General features: G+C 71.7%; 18 protein-coding genes. 12 read left to right on the top strand and 6 right to left on the bottom strand.

Annotation, left to right across the window (positions count from 1 at the left end):
- Positions 1-610: 610 nt before the first annotated feature.
- The 8 genes from ABIC47_RS05885 (at position 611) to ABIC47_RS05850 (ending at position 7,537) form a co-directional block, all read left to right on the top strand.
- Complete coding sequence (locus tag ABIC47_RS05885; RefSeq protein ID WP_354478241.1) at positions 611-1,765, top strand: BadF/BadG/BcrA/BcrD ATPase family protein; 1,155 nt, start codon at positions 611-613, stop codon at positions 1,763-1,765.
- Complete coding sequence (locus ABIC47_RS05880; RefSeq protein ID WP_354478238.1) at positions 1,762-3,021, top strand: 6-phospho-beta-glucosidase; 1,260 nt, start codon at positions 1,762-1,764, stop codon at positions 3,019-3,021. Before ABIC47_RS05885 ends, ABIC47_RS05880 begins: the two co-directional genes overlap by 4 nt.
- Positions 3,018-4,568, top strand: coding sequence for an FAD-dependent oxidoreductase (locus ABIC47_RS05875; RefSeq protein ID WP_354478235.1), 1,551 nt, complete (start codon positions 3,018-3,020; stop codon positions 4,566-4,568). Before ABIC47_RS05880 ends, ABIC47_RS05875 begins: the two co-directional genes overlap by 4 nt.
- Positions 4,569-4,642: 74 nt before the next feature.
- The gene (locus ABIC47_RS05870; protein WP_018192713.1) at positions 4,643-4,960 is read left to right on the top strand and encodes a DUF7882 family protein; all 318 of its coding nucleotides are present in this window, start codon (positions 4,643-4,645) and stop codon (positions 4,958-4,960) included.
- 74 nt (positions 4,961-5,034) lie between these two features.
- A complete protein-coding gene (locus tag ABIC47_RS05865) occupies positions 5,035-5,517 on the top strand; it encodes a hypothetical protein (RefSeq protein WP_354478232.1) in 483 nt (160 codons plus the stop codon).
- Positions 5,498-5,947, top strand: coding sequence for a DUF6098 family protein (locus ABIC47_RS05860; RefSeq protein ID WP_354478230.1), 450 nt, complete (start codon positions 5,498-5,500; stop codon positions 5,945-5,947). The genes ABIC47_RS05865 and ABIC47_RS05860 overlap by 20 nt, the downstream gene beginning before the upstream one ends.
- On the top strand, positions 5,940-6,575 hold the full coding sequence (locus tag ABIC47_RS05855; protein ID WP_354478227.1) for a hypothetical protein: 636 nt from the start codon (positions 5,940-5,942) through the stop codon (positions 6,573-6,575). The genes ABIC47_RS05860 and ABIC47_RS05855 overlap by 8 nt, the downstream gene beginning before the upstream one ends.
- Positions 6,572-7,537 carry a glycosyltransferase gene (locus ABIC47_RS05850; protein ID WP_354478224.1) on the top strand — a complete coding sequence of 322 codons (966 nt, stop codon included), beginning with the start codon at positions 6,572-6,574 and terminating at the stop codon, positions 7,535-7,537. Before ABIC47_RS05855 ends, ABIC47_RS05850 begins: the two co-directional genes overlap by 4 nt.
- A gap of 5 nt (positions 7,538-7,542) precedes the next feature.
- Here the strand turns inward: ABIC47_RS05850 and ABIC47_RS05845 are convergent, their stop codons facing one another.
- The 6 genes from ABIC47_RS05845 to ABIC47_RS05820 all read right to left on the bottom strand — a co-directional run bounded on the left by ABIC47_RS05845 (position 7,543) and on the right by ABIC47_RS05820 (position 11,787).
- Positions 7,543-8,418, bottom strand: coding sequence for a hypothetical protein (locus ABIC47_RS05845; protein WP_089879070.1), 876 nt, complete (start codon positions 8,416-8,418; stop codon positions 7,543-7,545).
- A gap of 22 nt (positions 8,419-8,440) precedes the next feature.
- Positions 8,441-8,704 (bottom strand): DUF7218 family protein, encoded by a 264-nt coding sequence (locus ABIC47_RS05840; protein ID WP_018192707.1) that lies wholly within the window; start codon positions 8,702-8,704, stop codon positions 8,441-8,443.
- A 61-nt stretch (positions 8,705-8,765) separates the two neighbouring features.
- The gene (locus ABIC47_RS05835) at positions 8,766-9,419 is read right to left on the bottom strand and encodes a hypothetical protein (RefSeq protein ID WP_354478220.1); all 654 of its coding nucleotides are present in this window, start codon (positions 9,417-9,419) and stop codon (positions 8,766-8,768) included.
- A gap of 97 nt (positions 9,420-9,516) precedes the next feature.
- Positions 9,517-11,040, bottom strand: a complete 1,524-nt coding sequence (locus ABIC47_RS05830) for an FAD-dependent oxidoreductase (RefSeq protein ID WP_354478217.1) — start codon at positions 11,038-11,040, stop codon at positions 9,517-9,519.
- A 45-nt stretch (positions 11,041-11,085) separates the two neighbouring features.
- Positions 11,086-11,367, bottom strand: a complete 282-nt coding sequence (locus tag ABIC47_RS05825) for a hypothetical protein (RefSeq protein ID WP_018192703.1) — start codon at positions 11,365-11,367, stop codon at positions 11,086-11,088.
- A gap of 81 nt (positions 11,368-11,448) precedes the next feature.
- Entirely contained in the window at positions 11,449-11,787 is a 339-nt protein-coding gene (locus ABIC47_RS05820) for a hypothetical protein (RefSeq protein ID WP_020076312.1), read from the bottom strand.
- An 87-nt stretch (positions 11,788-11,874) separates the two neighbouring features.
- Here ABIC47_RS05820 and ABIC47_RS05815 point away from each other — a divergent pair, with 87 nt between their 5' ends.
- From ABIC47_RS05815 to ABIC47_RS05800, 4 genes are all read left to right on the top strand, one after another.
- Entirely contained in the window at positions 11,875-12,486 is a 612-nt protein-coding gene (locus tag ABIC47_RS05815; protein WP_018192701.1) for a flavodoxin family protein, read from the top strand.
- A gap of 22 nt (positions 12,487-12,508) precedes the next feature.
- Complete coding sequence (locus ABIC47_RS05810) at positions 12,509-13,300, top strand: putative protein N(5)-glutamine methyltransferase (RefSeq protein ID WP_354478212.1); 792 nt, start codon at positions 12,509-12,511, stop codon at positions 13,298-13,300.
- Between the two features lie 54 nt (positions 13,301-13,354).
- Positions 13,355-14,170, top strand: coding sequence for a TspO-related membrane protein (locus ABIC47_RS05805; RefSeq protein WP_354478209.1), 816 nt, complete (start codon positions 13,355-13,357; stop codon positions 14,168-14,170).
- Between the two features lie 90 nt (positions 14,171-14,260).
- Positions 14,261-15,184, top strand: a complete 924-nt coding sequence (locus ABIC47_RS05800; protein WP_354478206.1) for an AEC family transporter — start codon at positions 14,261-14,263, stop codon at positions 15,182-15,184.
- Positions 15,185-15,193 lie beyond the last annotated feature (9 nt).

Raw genomic sequence — 15,193 nt, 5'->3', positions numbered from 1 at the left:
GTCGCGTCGCCAACGCACATTTGGCGCAAATCTCGGTTCTGGCGGGGCGATAACGGAGATTTGGCGCAAATGTGCTCTTTGGCGGCTCGATAACGCACATTTGGCGCAAATCTCGTGTCCGTTCGCCGAGTCGACAACGCGGATTCGTGCGGAATGTGCGCTTTGCGGGCCCGCATTCCGCACATTCGGCACGAATGTCGACCCTCGGGGGCCAGGCGGGCGGGCAAATTTGGGCGCAAACCGCGCGTCGGTTCGGCGGGTGAATAACGCACATTCGGCGCGAATGTGCGCTTTGCGGGCCGCATTCCGCGCATTCGGCGCGAATGTCGACCCCCGGGAGACCAGGCGGGAGACCAGGCGGGCGGGCAAATTTGGCGCAAATCGCGCGTCGGTTCGCCCGGTCGAGTGCGCACATTCGGCACGAATGTGCGTTTTGCGGCCCGCATTCCGCACATTCGGCACGAATGTGGAGCTTGGCGGGGCGGGCAGGCCGGCAAATTTGGCGCAAATCTCGGTTCTGGCGGGGCCATAACGGAGATTTGGCGCAAATGTCGCGTCGGGATGGGCGGGCGGACCGGCAGGGTGGAAACGATCCCATATTTGCGGCAGGATGGGCGCGGCGAAAGGATCGACGCTGACGAACACGCAACACGCACCCGAGGTCGGGCTGTCCGTCGCCATCGACGGCGGCAACTCGAAGACGGAGGTCGTCGTGCTCGAGGGCGGTCCGGACGGCCTCGTCGAACGCTCCCGCGGCATCGGCCCGGGCAGCGGAGCCGGACCGCAGGCGGTCGTCGCCGCCGTCTCGGCCGTCCTCCGCGATCTCGGCATCGCACCCGCCGACGTCACCCGCGCCTCGGCTGCCGTGGCGGGACTCGACTTCCCCGGCGACGAAGACGGCCACCGCGCGGCGCTGGCCGAGTTGTTCCGACGCGCGGCGGTCGAGGTCGTCGGCGACGCGGTCGCGGTGCTGGATGCGGGAGCCGGGCTCGGCCACGCGCTCGCCGTCGTCTGCGGCGCGGGCCTGAACGCCGTCGCGCGCGGACCGCACGGACTCGCGACCGTCCCCGCCCTCGGCTGGCCGAGCGGCGACTGGGGCGGCGGCGACGAACTGGGCCGTGAGGCGGTCCGCGCAGCCGCGCGCGCCGAGGACAGCCGCGGGCCATCCACGTCGCTGCTGCCGCTGGTCCTCGCCGAGACGCGAGCCGCCGACACGGTCGCCCTCGCCCGAGCGATCCGCGACGGGTCCGTGTCGATGCGACAGGTCGGATCCCTCGCCTCGCTCGTCGCCCGAGCCGCAGCAGACGGGGACACGGTCGCATCCGACCTCATCGCGCGAGCGGCCGCCGAAGCGGTGGCGCTGGCCTCCGTCGTGGCGCGCCGTGCGTGGGCAGCCGATCCGGCCTCCGCCGAGGATGCGGACGCGCCGGATGCCGTCGTCCCGCCCGGCACCTCCGTCGTCCCGCCCCGTACCGCCGCCGTCCCGCCCGGCACCGCCGTCGTCCCGCCCGGCACCCCCGCCGTCCCGCCCGGCACCCCCGCCGTCCCGCCCGGCACCCCCGCCGTCCTCGCCGGCGGAACTTTCTCCGACCCGGGCTTCCGGGACACCGTCTCCGCGGGCCTCCGCCGCCTCGGCTTCGACCCGCGCCCGCTGGAGTTCCGCCCGGTCGACGGCCTCGTCCGCGCCCTCCGCGAGGCACCGACGCCGGCCTCACCGGAAGCCCACAACCACCCCCACCCGAACCCCGAAAGGACCCCGCGATGAAGGTCACGGTCATCGGCGCAGGCTCCACCTACACCCCCGAGCTGGTCTCGGGGCTGTGGAACGAGCGCGAGCGTCTCACGGTCGACGAACTCTGGCTGATGGATGTGGACGGCCCGCGCCTGGAGATCGTCGGCGGCATGGTCCGCCGCATGCTCGCCCGCCAGGGCGCCGACGTCCCGGTCACCCTGACGACCGACCGCATGGCCGCCATCGAGGGGTCGGATGCCGTGCTCATCCAGTTGCGGGTCGGCGGTCAGAGCGCGCGGCTGCAGGACGAGCTGTTCCCCCTCGCCTGCGGCTGCGTCGGCCAGGAGACGACGGGCGCGGGCGGTCTCGCGAAGGCGCTGCGCACCGTCCCCGTCGTCCTGGACATCGCCCGCGAGGCTCGGGAGCGCGCCAACCCGGGCGCGTGGATCGTCGACTTCACGAATCCCGTCGGCATCAACACCCGCGCGCTGCTCGACGACGGCCACCGCGCGATCGGGCTGTGCAACTTCGCGATCGGCGTCCAGCGGTGGATCGCACGCGAGCACGGCGTGGAGCCGCACCGCGTCGAGGTGGACCCGGTCGGCCTCAACCACCTGTCGTGGGTGCGGCACATCCGGGTGGACGGTGTGGATGTGCTGCCCGGCATGATCGCGGATCGTTCGGACGAGCTGGGCCGCCGCGGAGGCGTTCCGGGCGAGCTCATCCGCGACCTCGGCGTGCTCCCCTCGTACTACCTGAAGTACTACTACGCGCATGACGCCACGGTCGCCGAGATGGTCGCGGGCACGCCCCGGGCGACCGTTGTCGCGGACGTGGAGCGCGAGCTCCTCGCCCTGTACGCCGACCCGACGGTCGACACCAAGCCCCCGCAGTTGGAGGCCCGCGGCGGCGCCTTCTACAGCGAGGCGGCGACGGCGCTGCTCGCGTCGCTGGTGGCCGGCACCGGCGACAACCACGTCGTGAACGTCCGCAACAACGGGCTGATCCGCGGTCTCGCGGACGACGACGTGGTCGAGACCCTGTGCCGAGTGGATGCGTCGGGCGCGACCCCGCTGCCGCAGGAGCCGGTCGCGCCGGAGCTGCTCGGGCTCATCCAGCACGTCAGCGCGTACGAGCGGCTGGCGGCACGCGCCGCGGTGACCGGCGACCGCCAGTTGGTGCGGAAGGCGCTGCTGGCGCATCCCCTCGTCGGCCAGTGGGATCTGGTGACGGCTCTCGAGAAGGGCATCTTCGAGACGGGCGGCCGGCTCCTCCCGCAGTTCGCATGAGCGCGTTCGAGGTCGCGGTCTACGGGGCGACCTCCGCCGGCGTCGCAGCAGCCGTCGCGGCGGCCGAGGGTGGCGCCCGGACGGTCCTCGTCGAGCCCGGCCGGCACCTCGGCGGCATGACCTCCGGCGGCCTCGGCTACACCGACGTCGGAGACGTCCGCGCTCTCGGCGGCGCGGCCGCGCGCCTCCGAGCCGACATCGCGGAGCACTACGGCACCACCCCCGGGCACTACACCGGACCGGAACCTCACGTGGCCGAGGCGATCTTCCGACGCTGGCTGGAGGAGGCGGGCGTCGATGTCCTCTTCGGGGCGCGGCTGACCGGGGTCGAGGCCGTGCAGCAAGGTCACGGCCGCGAGCTGCGGTCCTTCACCGTGACCGGCGGCGACCGCATCCAGGCCGGCGTGTTCGTGGATGCGAGCTACGAGGGCGACCTGCTCGCGACCGCGGGGGTGCCGTACCGCGTCGGCCGCGAGGACCGCGGCCTGCACGGCGAGCGGTTCGCCGGCAGGCAGGAGCTCCTCCCCGGCATGCACAACATGCCGCCGTGGGTGTCGCCCTTCGCCGACGATCCGACGGGGCTCACCGCGGGACGCCTCCTGCCGCAACTCCACGACCGCCCGCTCGCACAGCTGGGGGAGGGCGACGGCGGCGTGATGTCGTACGGCTTCCGCGTCTGCCTCACCACGGCTGCCGACCGCATCCCGTTCGATCGTCCCGACGGCTACGACGACGCGTACTGGGAGCTGGGGCGTCGCCTCTTCGCGCGCGACCGACGGGAGGGCGTCGAACGTCCGGCCGGCCGGATGCTGGGGCTCGAGCCGAACCTGCCCGGCGGGATGGCGGACGGCAACTCGCTCGGTCCGGTGTCGCTGAGCGTGCTGGACGGATCGGCATGGGAGTACCCGGACGCCTCCCCGGAGCGGCGCGAGGAGATCCGTCGGCACCATGTCGACCACACGCGCGGCTTCCTCTACTTCCTGTCGCACGACCCCGCGGTGCCATCCGCGATCCGGCGCGAGCTGTCGCGCTGGGGACTGCCGCCCGGCGAGTTCGCCGACACCGGCCACCTCCCCCACCAGCTGTACGTCCGCGAGGCGAGAAGGATGGTCGGCGAGCGCATCCTGACCGAGCACGACCTGCTCGCCGGCTCGATGCCGGAGGACACCGTCGCCCTCGGCTCGTACCACATCGACATCCGCGAGGTGCAGCGTGTCTGGCGCTGGGTGTACGAGCATCCGGACCCGATCGGCACCGTCTTCACGGAGGGGTACCTCTCGGTCCCCGTGCCGGTCTACGGCATCCCGTACTCAGCACTGCTGTCCAAGCGGGAGGACGCGACGAACCTCCTGGTACCGGTCTGCTTGTCCGTCTCGGCCGTCGCTTTCGCGTCGGTCAGGATGGAGCCGCAGTACATGATGCTCGGTCAGGCCGCAGGTGCGGCGGCAGCGCTCGCCGTCGCGGCTGATACGCCGGCGCAGGATGTGCGGATCGCGCTGCTTCAGGACCGGTTGGCGGCCTCCGGACAGGTCTTCACGGTCCCTTAACCACGCTCTGGTACCGGTGTCAATCCCCCTGACGCGACAGGATTTGCGTGCCTCGTTAGGGCACTATGAGGACCATGGGAAAACTCGTCTACGGCGCGGGCCAGGAGTATGACCTCGACGATCGGGTACTCAGCCACGTCAAGCTCGCCATCGTCGCCAAGCTTCGCCGTCACGAGAGCTTCCTGCTGAATTGGGACGTCCCCGTCGAGCAGGGATCCGGCCGGGTCTCGCTCTGGATCAGCCGTGAGGTGCCGCTGGCCTTCCAGTTCAGTGGCAGCCGCCCGCCCGCCATCAACCCCCAGTGGCTCGAAGCGCTGATGCACACGTCCCAGCGCACCGGCGGCATGGTGATCATGCCCGAGGACGAGGTCGGCCGCCACCTCCCGAGCTGACCGCACGGCTCGAGCGCTTCGTCAATCCCCTGCTTTCGGAACCGACTCGACCTAGCTTTGCTTGCATGGGCGATATGACTGCGACGGCAGTGCTGATGATGCTGCCGCGCCGCGCAAGGACGCCGGTGGCGATCCTGGCGGATGGGGCGGTCCCGTCGTCGCTTCGGCTCGACGTCTTCGGCGGCCGCGACGTGTTCGTCCGGATGCGGCGCGGACCCGGAGTCCACGGCCTCAGCGAGCCGTACCGCGAAGTGTCGCGGGACGACTACCCCGCGGAGTCGGAGCCGGCACTCGTCGTGATCTCAGACCGGTATGTCCAGGCGCGCTTCGCGTGCTCCGCCTCGGTGTTCGGCGCGACGGACGTCGTCGTGTTCGTGCCGCTGGACGACGACGGCGAGGCGCCCGCTCATGTCGCCATCCCCATCCCGTCGCTCGACCGCCCGTCGTGGCACGAATTCGAGCTGGTGTCGCGCACCCGCATGGAGTGCCGCTACCGCGTGGTCCGCGAACGCGACGGTGTCCCGACCGGAGGTTCCCGTGCTCTATCAGCTCTCTGAGGTCGAGCGCCTTCTCGATGAGGCGCCCGGGGTCTACGTCCGCTACTCGGCCGGCTATGCGGCCGACCTGGAGGCCGGTCCGATTGACGCCGCGAGCGGACTCGCGCTCCCCGGGCTACCCGCCCGTCCCCTCGACCCGGAGGCGTGGTGGACGCTGCCCCGGCGGGAGTGGATCGCGCGACAGCTGACGCAGCTTCCGGCTGCCCGGCACGCCACGTTCGAGGGCCTGCACTCCGAGCGCTTCGCGTGGCTGCTGCGCGGCCGCCCCGCCGGTCACGGCCTGGACGGCGAGGCACTCGTCACCGACATCGAGGTGGTCGGTCGCCTGGCCGAGTGCCTCATCGCGGAGGCCGACCGGGTATGCGACGAGCGGTTCGACGCGGAGCCCGGGCGTCGCGAAGCGGAGCTGGTGTCGGTGGCGCATGCCTGAGGGTCTGCTCGTCGAGGCCACGGCCATCCTCCAGCTCATCTCCGACAGTCCGTCGGGCGGCACGGCCATTGTGCTGCGGACGCCCGAGGCGCCGCCATTCGTGGTGATGGGCGACGACACGGAGGAGGGCTTCTCGCGGCTGCGCCGCGGCGCGATCGCCTACGGAGTCCCCGAGCTGTATCAGGTGCTGCCGCGCGACATGCTGAGCGCCGGCCACATCCTCCACGTCCGTGACGACCACCGGCCGGCCCGCGTCGACAAGGCCGGCTCGATCTTCGGCCCCGCCCCGGACAAGCTGTGGGTGCCGCTCGACGACTCGCGACGCCCGTTCGCCCGGATGCGGGTGCCCATCCCGTCGCTGGAGCGGCCGGCGTACGTGGAGTTCGCGCTGGAGGGCGACGGCGACGTGCTGGAGTACCGGTTGAACGGCGAAGCGCGGATCGGCGACGGCTACATCTGCTCGTACTGCGGCAAGCTCTGCCCGACCAAGGAGCCGCACACGGCCGCGCACGGCGTGGCCGGGCACACGCACGCGGGCGTCGCCGCCGGCCAGGACCAGGACGGGCCGGCGCCCGAGACCGGGCCTCTGGAAGTGAGGGGCCACCCCGGCCCCGGGTCGCAGCTGTGAGCCGCGCTCTGCGGCTTCTCGTCTGGCAGGTCCACGGCGGCTGGATGGATGCGTTCGTGCGCGGGCGGCACACCTACCTGCTCCCGGTGGATGCGGCGGGCGAGGGTGGTGTCGGCGGCCGGGACTGGCCGGCGAACGTGGTCGACGTCCCGGAGGCCGAGCTGGCGTCCACGCCGTTCGACGCCGTCGTGCTCCAGCGACTGGAGGAGTTCGACCTGGTCGAGCGGCTCACCGGGCGCCGTCCCGGTGTCGATGTGCCGGTCGTGTTCGTCGAGCACAACACGCCCCAGGAGAGCATTCCGAACTCGCGGCATCCTCTCGCCGATCGGGACGACCTGCTGATCGCCCACGTCACGCACTTCAACGCGCTGTTCTGGGACACCGGCTCCACCCGCACCCGGGTGATCGAGCATGGTGTCGTCGACTACGGCAACCATTTCACCGGCGAGCTTCCGCGCGCCGCGGCGGTGATCAACGAGCCGGTGCGCCGCTGGCGTGTGACGGGTTCGGATCTTCTCGGCGGCTTCGCCGCTGTGGCGCCCGTCGACGTCTTCGGGATGCAGGTGGACGGCCTGGCGCAGGCGCTCGGCGTCGGCAGCGACCGGGTGGTCGCCGCGGGCGACATCGAGGCGCCTCGCCTGTTCTCCGAGGTCGGGCGTCGGCGTGTGTACGTGCATCCCAACCGCTGGACGTCGCTGGGGCTCTCGCTGCTCGAGTCGATGACGGCAGGGATCCCGGTCGTGGCGCTGGATGCGACGGACGCGCGCCGCGCCGTGGTGCCGGGAGTCGGCGCCATCTCCACCGACCTGGCCGAGCTGCATGACGCGGTCCGCGCGTTCGTGGACGACCCGGGTCGCGGAGCGGAGACGGGCGGACGCGCGCGCGAGTGGGCGCTGGAGCGGTTCGGTCTCGGCCGCTACCAGGCGGACTGGGACGATCTGCTGGCGCACTGGGTGGGCTGAGCGCGTCAGTCGTCGCGTGCGTCGCGCAGAGCCTTCTCCGCTTCGCGGACGGCGCGTTGCGCGTCGGAGATCCGCGAGCGCAGCTCGCGTTCGGCGGCACGCGTCTCGCTCAGGTCGTCCGTGATCCGTTGCAGCCGTCGTTGCAGCGAGTCCCGCTCCGCCTCCAGGTCGCCGCGGTGGTCGACCGTCTCGTCGAGCTCGTCGTCGAGGGCCTCGGCGTCCTCGCGGGCGCGCGCGACCGCCTTCTCAGCGGCCCGGATGCGGCGCTGCCGTTCCCGGCGCTCGCTCGGCGACTCGGTGTGCTCCTCTGCGGCCGGCTCGTCGTCCGCTTCGGCCGCGCCGGCATCCTCGTTCCCGCCGCCTCCGCCCTGCGCCTTCCGGCGGCCGGGCCGCGGCGCCGGGAAGTCCTCGATGTCGATCGGCAGCGCGACGGCGTCGGAGACGTCGACCTGCTCGAGACCGGTCGACTCGAGGGCGCGCACCAGCATCCCGCTCCGAACCGCGGCGGCCGCTGCCGGGTCGATGACGGCCGCCTGCAACGTCTCCTCGACTTCACGTTGCACCGCCGGGCTGAGGTCCAGTCCGTCTGTCGCGCGCTGCAGCAGCCGCTGGCGCTCCTGGGTGAGCGCGCGGATCTCGGCGCGGTCGCGGGAGGCGAACGCATCCCGCATCCGCGAGCCGATCTCCAGCACGTCGCCGACGAGGTCCGGGTGCTCGCGGGTGAGCGCGTTGATCGCGGCCGCCGACGCCGACGGTTTGCGCAGGGTCTTGATCTGCTTGGCCGTCGAGCGGTCGGCCTGGGCCGCGGCGGCGTTGCGCCGGGCGATGAAGTCGCCGGGTGCGACCGAGTACAACTCGCCGGCCACATCCCGCAGGTCCATGCGGCGAGTGTACGCGCGGGACTCAGTGGTTGCGGAGCTCCTTCACGAGCTCGCCCTTGTTCTTCTTGGAGTAGCCGCTGAGGCCGAGCTCCTTCGCGCGCTTCTTCAGCTCGGGCACGGTCCAGTCCTCGTACGAACCGGAGTCGCCGCCCTTGCGGCCGACCGAGGATCGGCCGCGGGATGCTGCGGCGTTGGAGATGCGAGCAGCCTTCTGCTTGGAGTCCCCCTCCTTGCGCAGCTTCTCGTAGAGCTCCTGGTCTTTCAGCTGGGGCTTGTTGCCGGGCATATCCGCTCCTTCCGTTTCGGCAGGAACAGTACGCCCGGCACAGCCGGCTGTCAGGGTGCGATCAGACGCGCGGCCCCTTCGCGGCCTTCACCGCGCCGAAGTACTCGTTCGAGGGGCGCAGCCACATCAGCACGACCGCGACGATCGTCGCAAGCACCTGCAGCAGCCCTGTCCCGAAGCCGGTCAGCAGGTTCAGCAGCGAGAGCACGGTGAGCACCGTGAGGACGATGCGCGCCCAGTTCGCGCCGCGGCGCATGAAGTAGGCGAAGAGGACGAAGACGACGGCCCAGAAGATCAGGGTGACGATCGACCAGGTCACGAGGAACGTGACGGACGCGTCCGCGACCTGCTGTGCCGTGAGACCTCGGAGGTCGGCGCCCTGCTGCTCGATGACGCGCACCTGGTCGGCGCGCGATCCCGAGACGACCGCGATCGTGATGATGCCGCTGATCACGCTCAGCACCGCACCGGCGACGTACAGCCAGAAGGCGATGTTGACCGTGTTCGGCGGAGATGTCGGCGCGACGGCGGTCGACGGACCGGTGGCCGCGGCGGGGTAGGCGCTGGGCGGCGGCGGGGGCGCAGCCGGGATGCCCTGACTGGGCGGAGGAGGAGGCGGAGGCGTGGGATCGGATGCGGGCGGCGGGCTGACCGGCTCGCCCGCCCCGGTGGGTCCGGCGGGGCGCGGTGTGCTCTCGTCGTCTGGATTCGTCATGCGGCGACCATACTCCCGGGCCGAATGGCCTGACTAGGCCTCACCGGGCGGGCCGCCGCGGGTCGACGGGCCCGTGGCTGCCCGGGGGACGCGCTCGTCAGCCCGCCGTCTCCGCCGCGCGGGCCGCGGGGGCCGGCGCGAGCGGCTGCGTGGCCGGACCTTCGAGAACCGTGCCGTCCGGTGCGAAGCGCGAGCCGTGCAGGGGGCAGTCCCACGACAGCTCGGCGTCGTTCCAGCGGACTACACCGCCGAGGTGGCTGCAGACCGCGGTGAGCGCGCAGGTCGTCCCGTCGACCGTCGAGACCGCGACCGGTGTGCGGCCGCGGCGTCCGACCGTGCCGGTGCCTTCCGCGACCGGCTCGTCTCCGACTTCCGGGCCCGCCTGGGCGGATGCCCACTCGGTCACCGCGGCCTTGCCGACGCCGGCGTTCATGGCGACGCCCGAGGCGATGTCCACGGGGCGGGTGACCCGGTGGTGCATCACGCGCGCCCACTCGAGCGTCTCCCCGGTCAGGTCGGCGGTAAGGCTGAGTGCCGAGGCGACGGCGTTCGTCATCCCCCACTTGTCGTAGCCGGTGGCCAGGTAGATGCGTCCGCGTCCTCGCGGAAGCCAGCCGACGAAGGGGATGCGGTTCGCCGACCGGTAGTCCTGCGCCGCCCACCAGTGGGTCCGCTCCGCCCCGGGGAAGGTGCGCTCGGCCCAGGTGGTGAGGTCGGCGAGCTTCTCGGCCGGGGAGTCCGCGCGACCGGCCGGGTGACCGTTGCCGCCGACGAGGAGCAGGCGGCTCCCGTCCGCCGCGGTCGCGGTGCGGAGGGAGCGGGTGGGCGAGTCGGCGGAGATGTACATGGCCTCCGGGATGTCGCCCGGAACACGGAACGCGGTGACGTACGAGCGCGTCGGCTCGACTTTGGCGAAGTACAGACCGCGGTCCAGGATGGGCGTCCCGGTCGCGATGACGACCTGGTCGGCGCGGGATGTGCCGGAGGTGCTGGTCACCACGGCCGGCTTCGCGGCGGAGACGTCGGTGACGCGTTCGCCCTCCACGATCCGGCCGCCGAGCCGCCGGAACTCCGCCGCGAGCGCGGCTAGGACCTTCAACGGATGGACCTGCGCTTGACCGCCCAGGGTGAGGGCGCCCTCCACCGCGAACGGAAGCTCGGTGGTCCGCTCCTCCACGGCGTCGAGCCCGGCGACGCGGGCGGCGGCGAGTTCCGCATCCAGCTTGTCCAGGCCGTCGAGCGTCGTCGCGTAGGTGACGGCGTCACGCGTCTCGTACGGGACGGCCTGTTCTTCGAGGAAGTCGAGCAGCCAGCCCTGGCCCGCCGTGTTGCCGTCGACGTAGGCGCAGAGCACGGCCTCGGAGGCGTGGCGGCGGATCGACGAGAGCGTCGTGCCCTGCAGCAGGCTGACCTTGCCGGTCGTGTTGCCGGTCGTGACCGCGCCGACGGTGCGGGCTTCCAGCACCAGGACGCGCATCCCCGAGCGGGCGAGCATCAGGGCGGTGGCGAGGCCGGTCAGGCCGGCGCCGACGACGATCGTGTCGTAGTGCCCATCCCACTCGAACGTGTCGGTCGGGATGTGCGGGGAGGTCTCGAGCCAGAGGGACGTCGTCGGCGGCATGAGACGAGCATCCCCCGTCGAGGACGCCGTGGGAAGCGGTTGACTTCAGGCCAGCGAGTCGAAGTCGAACCAGAATGCGTCGTCGTCGTCCTCCCCGGCGGTGGCTCCGGAGGCGACGGGGTCGCGCGGGATCGTGGCGGTCTCGATCCGTACGCGCGTCTGCGCGGTGACGAAGATCTCACTCGGAGGTCTGCTGGACTGCGAGATGGAGACGAAGTCGCCGTCGTTCCTGCTCGCCTGAACGACCCGGGCCTTCAGCTCCTCGACCGGTGCGCGGTCGACGAAGGTGAATCTCAGGTCGTCGATGTAGACGTGGAACACCTGCATTTACCTCTCCCGGTCGTCGTTTCCTGCCCGATAGTACGCGGCCCCCCGCGTTGTGCCAGTCCGACTCTGTATCGGCCGCGGTCAGAGCAGGTCGAGATCGACGTCGGGGATGTCGTCGGTGCCGTGCTCGACGTAGGTCGCCCGTTGCGGCGCGAGGGCTGCGATCCGGTGCTCGAACTCGTCGACGAACGGCTGATCGTGCAACTCGGATCCGGAATACTCGGCGTCCTCCGCCAGCATCTGGCTGGCCGGGCCGAGCAGCAGCAGGACCTCCCCGGTGCTGCCCCCGTCCACGACCACAGGGGCGCGGACTTCGGCGGCGGCGTTGTTCTGGGCCAGCGCGGCGGCGAAGCGCACGATGACGTCGGCGATGTCGTCTCCGGTGAGGAGAGAACCGCTCGCATAATGGATGCGCTTCATCACCAATCCATACGATCACCTGGGGGAAAGGTCAAGGCTTTGCGGTGTGGCCTTGCGGTGATGGAGCGGTGCGCGTTCACTCGCGGAATGACCGATCAGACCAGACCGTTGACCGCGCTCGCCCTCGTCTGCACGCTCAAGCCGTCGCCCGGCGAGTCGAGCAGTCAGCTGCTCGCGCGCCAGCTCCTCGATGAGCTGGCGACCCACGACGTGACCGGCACCGCGGTGCGCCTCGTCGACTACGACATCAAGCCTGGTGTCGAGCTCGACGAGGGCGATGGCGACCAGTGGCCGCACATCCGCGAGCAGATCATCGCGTCCGACATCCTGCTCATCGTCACGCCCACGTGGATGGGACACCTCTCGTCGGTGGCGCAGCGCGCGCTGGAGCGCCTCGACGCCGAGCTGTCGGAGACGGACGACGCCGGCAGACCGCTCGTCGAGGGCAAGGTGGGCATCGTCGGCGTGGTGGGCAACGAGGACGGCGCGCACGGAATCATCGCCGACCTCTTCCAGGGGCTCAACGATGTCGGCTTCAGCATTCCGTCGCAGGGCGCGACGTACTGGAACGGCGAGGCGATGCAGACCGTCGATTACAAGGACCTCGACGAGACCCCGGAGGCCGTGGCGAGCGCGAACGCCGTCGTGGCGAAGAACGCCGCCCACCTGGCGCGGCTGCTCTCCGAGCGCCCGTACTGACGGGCGCAGCTAGCATGGCCGCGTGAGCGAACCCGACCCCCGGATCGTCGCGCGCCTGCGGGCTGCGGGATGCGTCTTCGCCGAAGACGAGGCGCGCCTGCTGATCGAGGCGGCCGGTTCACCCGCCGAACTCGACGCCCTGGTGTCGCGTCGTGTCGCCGGCGAGCCGCTCGAGCCCCTGCTCGGCTGGGTCGAGTTCGGTGGGCTCCGCCTCCACGTCGCCCCGGGGGTCTTCGTGCCACGGCGGCGCACCGAACTGCTCGCCGGCCGCGCGGCCGATCTCGCCGCGGCCACGGTCGCCGTGTCCGGCGCCGCCGTCGTGGTCGACCTGTGCTGCGGTGTCGGTGCGATCGGCGCGGTCGTCGCCGACCGCGCGCCCGCCGCCGAGGTGTATGCCGCCGACCTGGATCCGGTCGCCGTCGCATGCGCGCGGCGCAACGTCGCTCCCGACCGTGTCTTCGAGGGTGACCTGTTCGCGGCGCTCCCTTCCGAGCTGCGCGGCCGCGTCGATGTGCTGGCCGTCAACGCGCCCTACGTCCCGACGGAGGCGATCGCCCTCATGCCGCCGGAGGCGCGCGACCACGAGCCGGGGATGGCGCTCGACGGCGGCGCGGACGGCCTCGACATCCACCGCCGCATCGCAGCGGAGGCGGCGGACTGGCTCGCACCGGGCGGGACGCTGCTGATCGAGGCCGGGGAGGAGCAGGCAGCCGTCTCGGCCGCCCTCTTCGCAGCTGCCGGGCTCACGTCGCGCATCGAATCGGACGACGACCTGGGCGCGACAGTGGTCGTCGCGTCCGCGCCGTCCGCGTAGCGCCGGCGGGCGCATCCCTTCACCGCCGCGGGCGACAGGACTACCGTGCGTGGCATGAGCACGCTCGCCGCCGCGCGGCCCATGCCGGCCGACCGCGTCCGCCAATCCCTCGTCATCGCCGGCACGGTTGTGGCGCTGATCGGTGCGGTCGTCGGCTCCGGTTTCGCCGGGGGAACGCCCATCCCCAAAGTCGCGGGCGGCGCCCTGAGCGCGGACGCGACCCTGCTGGCCCCCGCCGGACCGGCGTTCGCGATCTGGTCGGTGATCTATGGCGGGCTGGTCGCCTACGCCATCTGGCAGGCGCTGCCGTCGCAGGCCGCGCGCGACCGCCAGCGGCGTGCCGGATTCTGGGTGCTGGCCTCCCTGCTCCTGAACGCCGCGTGGATCCTCTCCGTTCAAGCCGGCCAGCTGGCGCTCTCGGTGGTCGCGATCGTGGCGCTGCTCGTCGTGCTCATCGCTGCGTTCGTCGTGCTTCGCCGTCACCCCGGCGACTACACCGCCGACGCCGTGCTCCTCGACGGCGTGATGGGCCTGTACCTGGGGTGGGTCATGGTGGCGACCGTCGCGAATATCACCTCGCTGCTGCAGGTGGCCGGGTTCGACGGCTTCGGCGGCAGTCCGCACGCCTGGGCGATGGCCCTGCTCGCGGTTTTCGCGGTCATCGGCTGCGCCCTCGCGGTGTGGGACGGCGGCCGCTTCGCCCCGGCGGTCGCATCGGCGTGGGGCCTCGCCTGGATCGGCGTCTCGCGTCTGACCGGCTCGCTCGTCTCGGCGCCGGTCGCGATCACGGCCTTCGCGGCGGCGCTGCTCCTGCTCCTGGTCGCCCTGGCCGTGCGCGTGGCGCGGCCGTCGCGCCGGGCCCGCGGCTGACGGGTTGACGCGACACGCCGTCGCGCGGCAGTCAGGGACGGCGCGTCGCGTCAACCCGATCGGCGCTGATCCCTCCCGTACGCTGGACCGGTGGGCGGCGTACTGACCGGGTTCGGGATCATCGCCTTCGTGATCCTCGTCGGCTACGTCGCCGGGCGGCTGCGGATCGGCGGTCCGACCGCCCCGTACGTGCTGAACCGGATCGCGTTCTTCGTGACGAATCCTGCTCTGCTGTTCGTCACCCTCGCCCACGCGGACCTCCGGGTGGTGTTCTCGACCCAGCTGCTCGTCGCCGCGATCGCCGCCGTCGCTTCGGCCGCCGTGTTCGTCGCGCTGTCCCGCGCGTTCTTCCGGTCGCCCGCCCCCGAGACCACGATCGGAGCGCTGGGCGCGGGATACGTGAACGCCAACAACATCGGCATCCCGGTCGCCGTGTACGTGCTCGGCAGCGCGTCCTATGTCGCGCCCGTGCTGCTGCTCCAGCTCATCGTCTTCGCGCCGATCGCCCTCACGATCCTCGACACCACCAGCCGCGGAACGATGTCGGTGCGTTCCATCCTGACCCAGCCCATCCGCAACCCGATGATCATCGCGTCGGTGCTCGGCATCCTCGTCGACGTGAGCGGAATCCGGCTGCCGGATGCCGTGTACCAGCCGTTCGAGCTGCTCGGGGGTGCCGCGGTGCCGCTGGTGCTGATGGCGTTCGGGATGTCGCTGGTCGGCTCGAAGCCGCTGCAGGCGGGGACGGGCCGCACACCGATCGTCGTGGCCGTCGCGCTCAAGTCGGCGGTGATGCCGCTGCTCGCGTTCCTGGTCGCCCGGTTCGTCTTCGGGCTGGAGGGACAGCCACTGTTCGCGGCGGTCGCGCTCGCCGCGCTGCCGACCGCGCAGAACGTCTACAACTTCGCGGCGCGCTACGAACGCGGGATGCCGGTCGCGCGCGACATCGTGCTGTTCACGACGATCTTCGCCGTGCCCTCCCTGCTGGTCATCGCGGCGCTGCTCGCGCCCTGACACGGCCCC

Origin of the sequence: Leifsonia sp. 563, assembly GCF_040545055.1 — a bacterium.
Lineage (GTDB): Bacteria > Actinomycetota > Actinomycetes > Actinomycetales > Microbacteriaceae > Leifsonia.
This window is presented reverse-complemented; position numbering and strand designations above follow the sequence as displayed.

Bases quoted from the DNA above. Each gene is read 5' to 3' on its own strand.
- ABIC47_RS05835 (WP_354478220.1), bottom strand. From the start codon at position 9,419: ATGACGAATCCAGACGACGAGAGCACACCGCGCCCCGCCGGACCCACC.
- ABIC47_RS05875 (WP_354478235.1), top strand. From the start codon at position 3,018: ATGAGCGCGTTCGAGGTCGCGGTCTACGGGGCGACCTCCGCCGGCGTC.
- ABIC47_RS05840 (WP_018192707.1), bottom strand. From the start codon at position 8,704: ATGCCCGGCAACAAGCCCCAGCTGAAAGACCAGGAGCTCTACGAGAAG.
- ABIC47_RS05820 (WP_020076312.1), bottom strand. From the start codon at position 11,787: ATGAAGCGCATCCATTATGCGAGCGGTTCTCTCCTCACCGGAGACGAC.
- ABIC47_RS05880 (WP_354478238.1), top strand. From the start codon at position 1,762: ATGAAGGTCACGGTCATCGGCGCAGGCTCCACCTACACCCCCGAGCTG.
- ABIC47_RS05870 (WP_018192713.1), top strand. From the start codon at position 4,643: ATGGGAAAACTCGTCTACGGCGCGGGCCAGGAGTATGACCTCGACGAT.
- ABIC47_RS05855 (WP_354478227.1), top strand. From the start codon at position 5,940: ATGCCTGAGGGTCTGCTCGTCGAGGCCACGGCCATCCTCCAGCTCATC.
- ABIC47_RS05865 (WP_354478232.1), top strand. From the start codon at position 5,035: ATGACTGCGACGGCAGTGCTGATGATGCTGCCGCGCCGCGCAAGGACG.
- ABIC47_RS05845 (WP_089879070.1), bottom strand. From the start codon at position 8,418: ATGGACCTGCGGGATGTGGCCGGCGAGTTGTACTCGGTCGCACCCGGC.
- ABIC47_RS05805 (WP_354478209.1), top strand. From the start codon at position 13,355: ATGAGCACGCTCGCCGCCGCGCGGCCCATGCCGGCCGACCGCGTCCGC.
- ABIC47_RS05815 (WP_018192701.1), top strand. From the start codon at position 11,875: ATGACCGATCAGACCAGACCGTTGACCGCGCTCGCCCTCGTCTGCACG.
- ABIC47_RS05830 (WP_354478217.1), bottom strand. From the start codon at position 11,040: ATGCCGCCGACGACGTCCCTCTGGCTCGAGACCTCCCCGCACATCCCG.
- ABIC47_RS05825 (WP_018192703.1), bottom strand. From the start codon at position 11,367: ATGCAGGTGTTCCACGTCTACATCGACGACCTGAGATTCACCTTCGTC.
- ABIC47_RS05885 (WP_354478241.1), top strand. From the start codon at position 611: ATGGGCGCGGCGAAAGGATCGACGCTGACGAACACGCAACACGCACCC.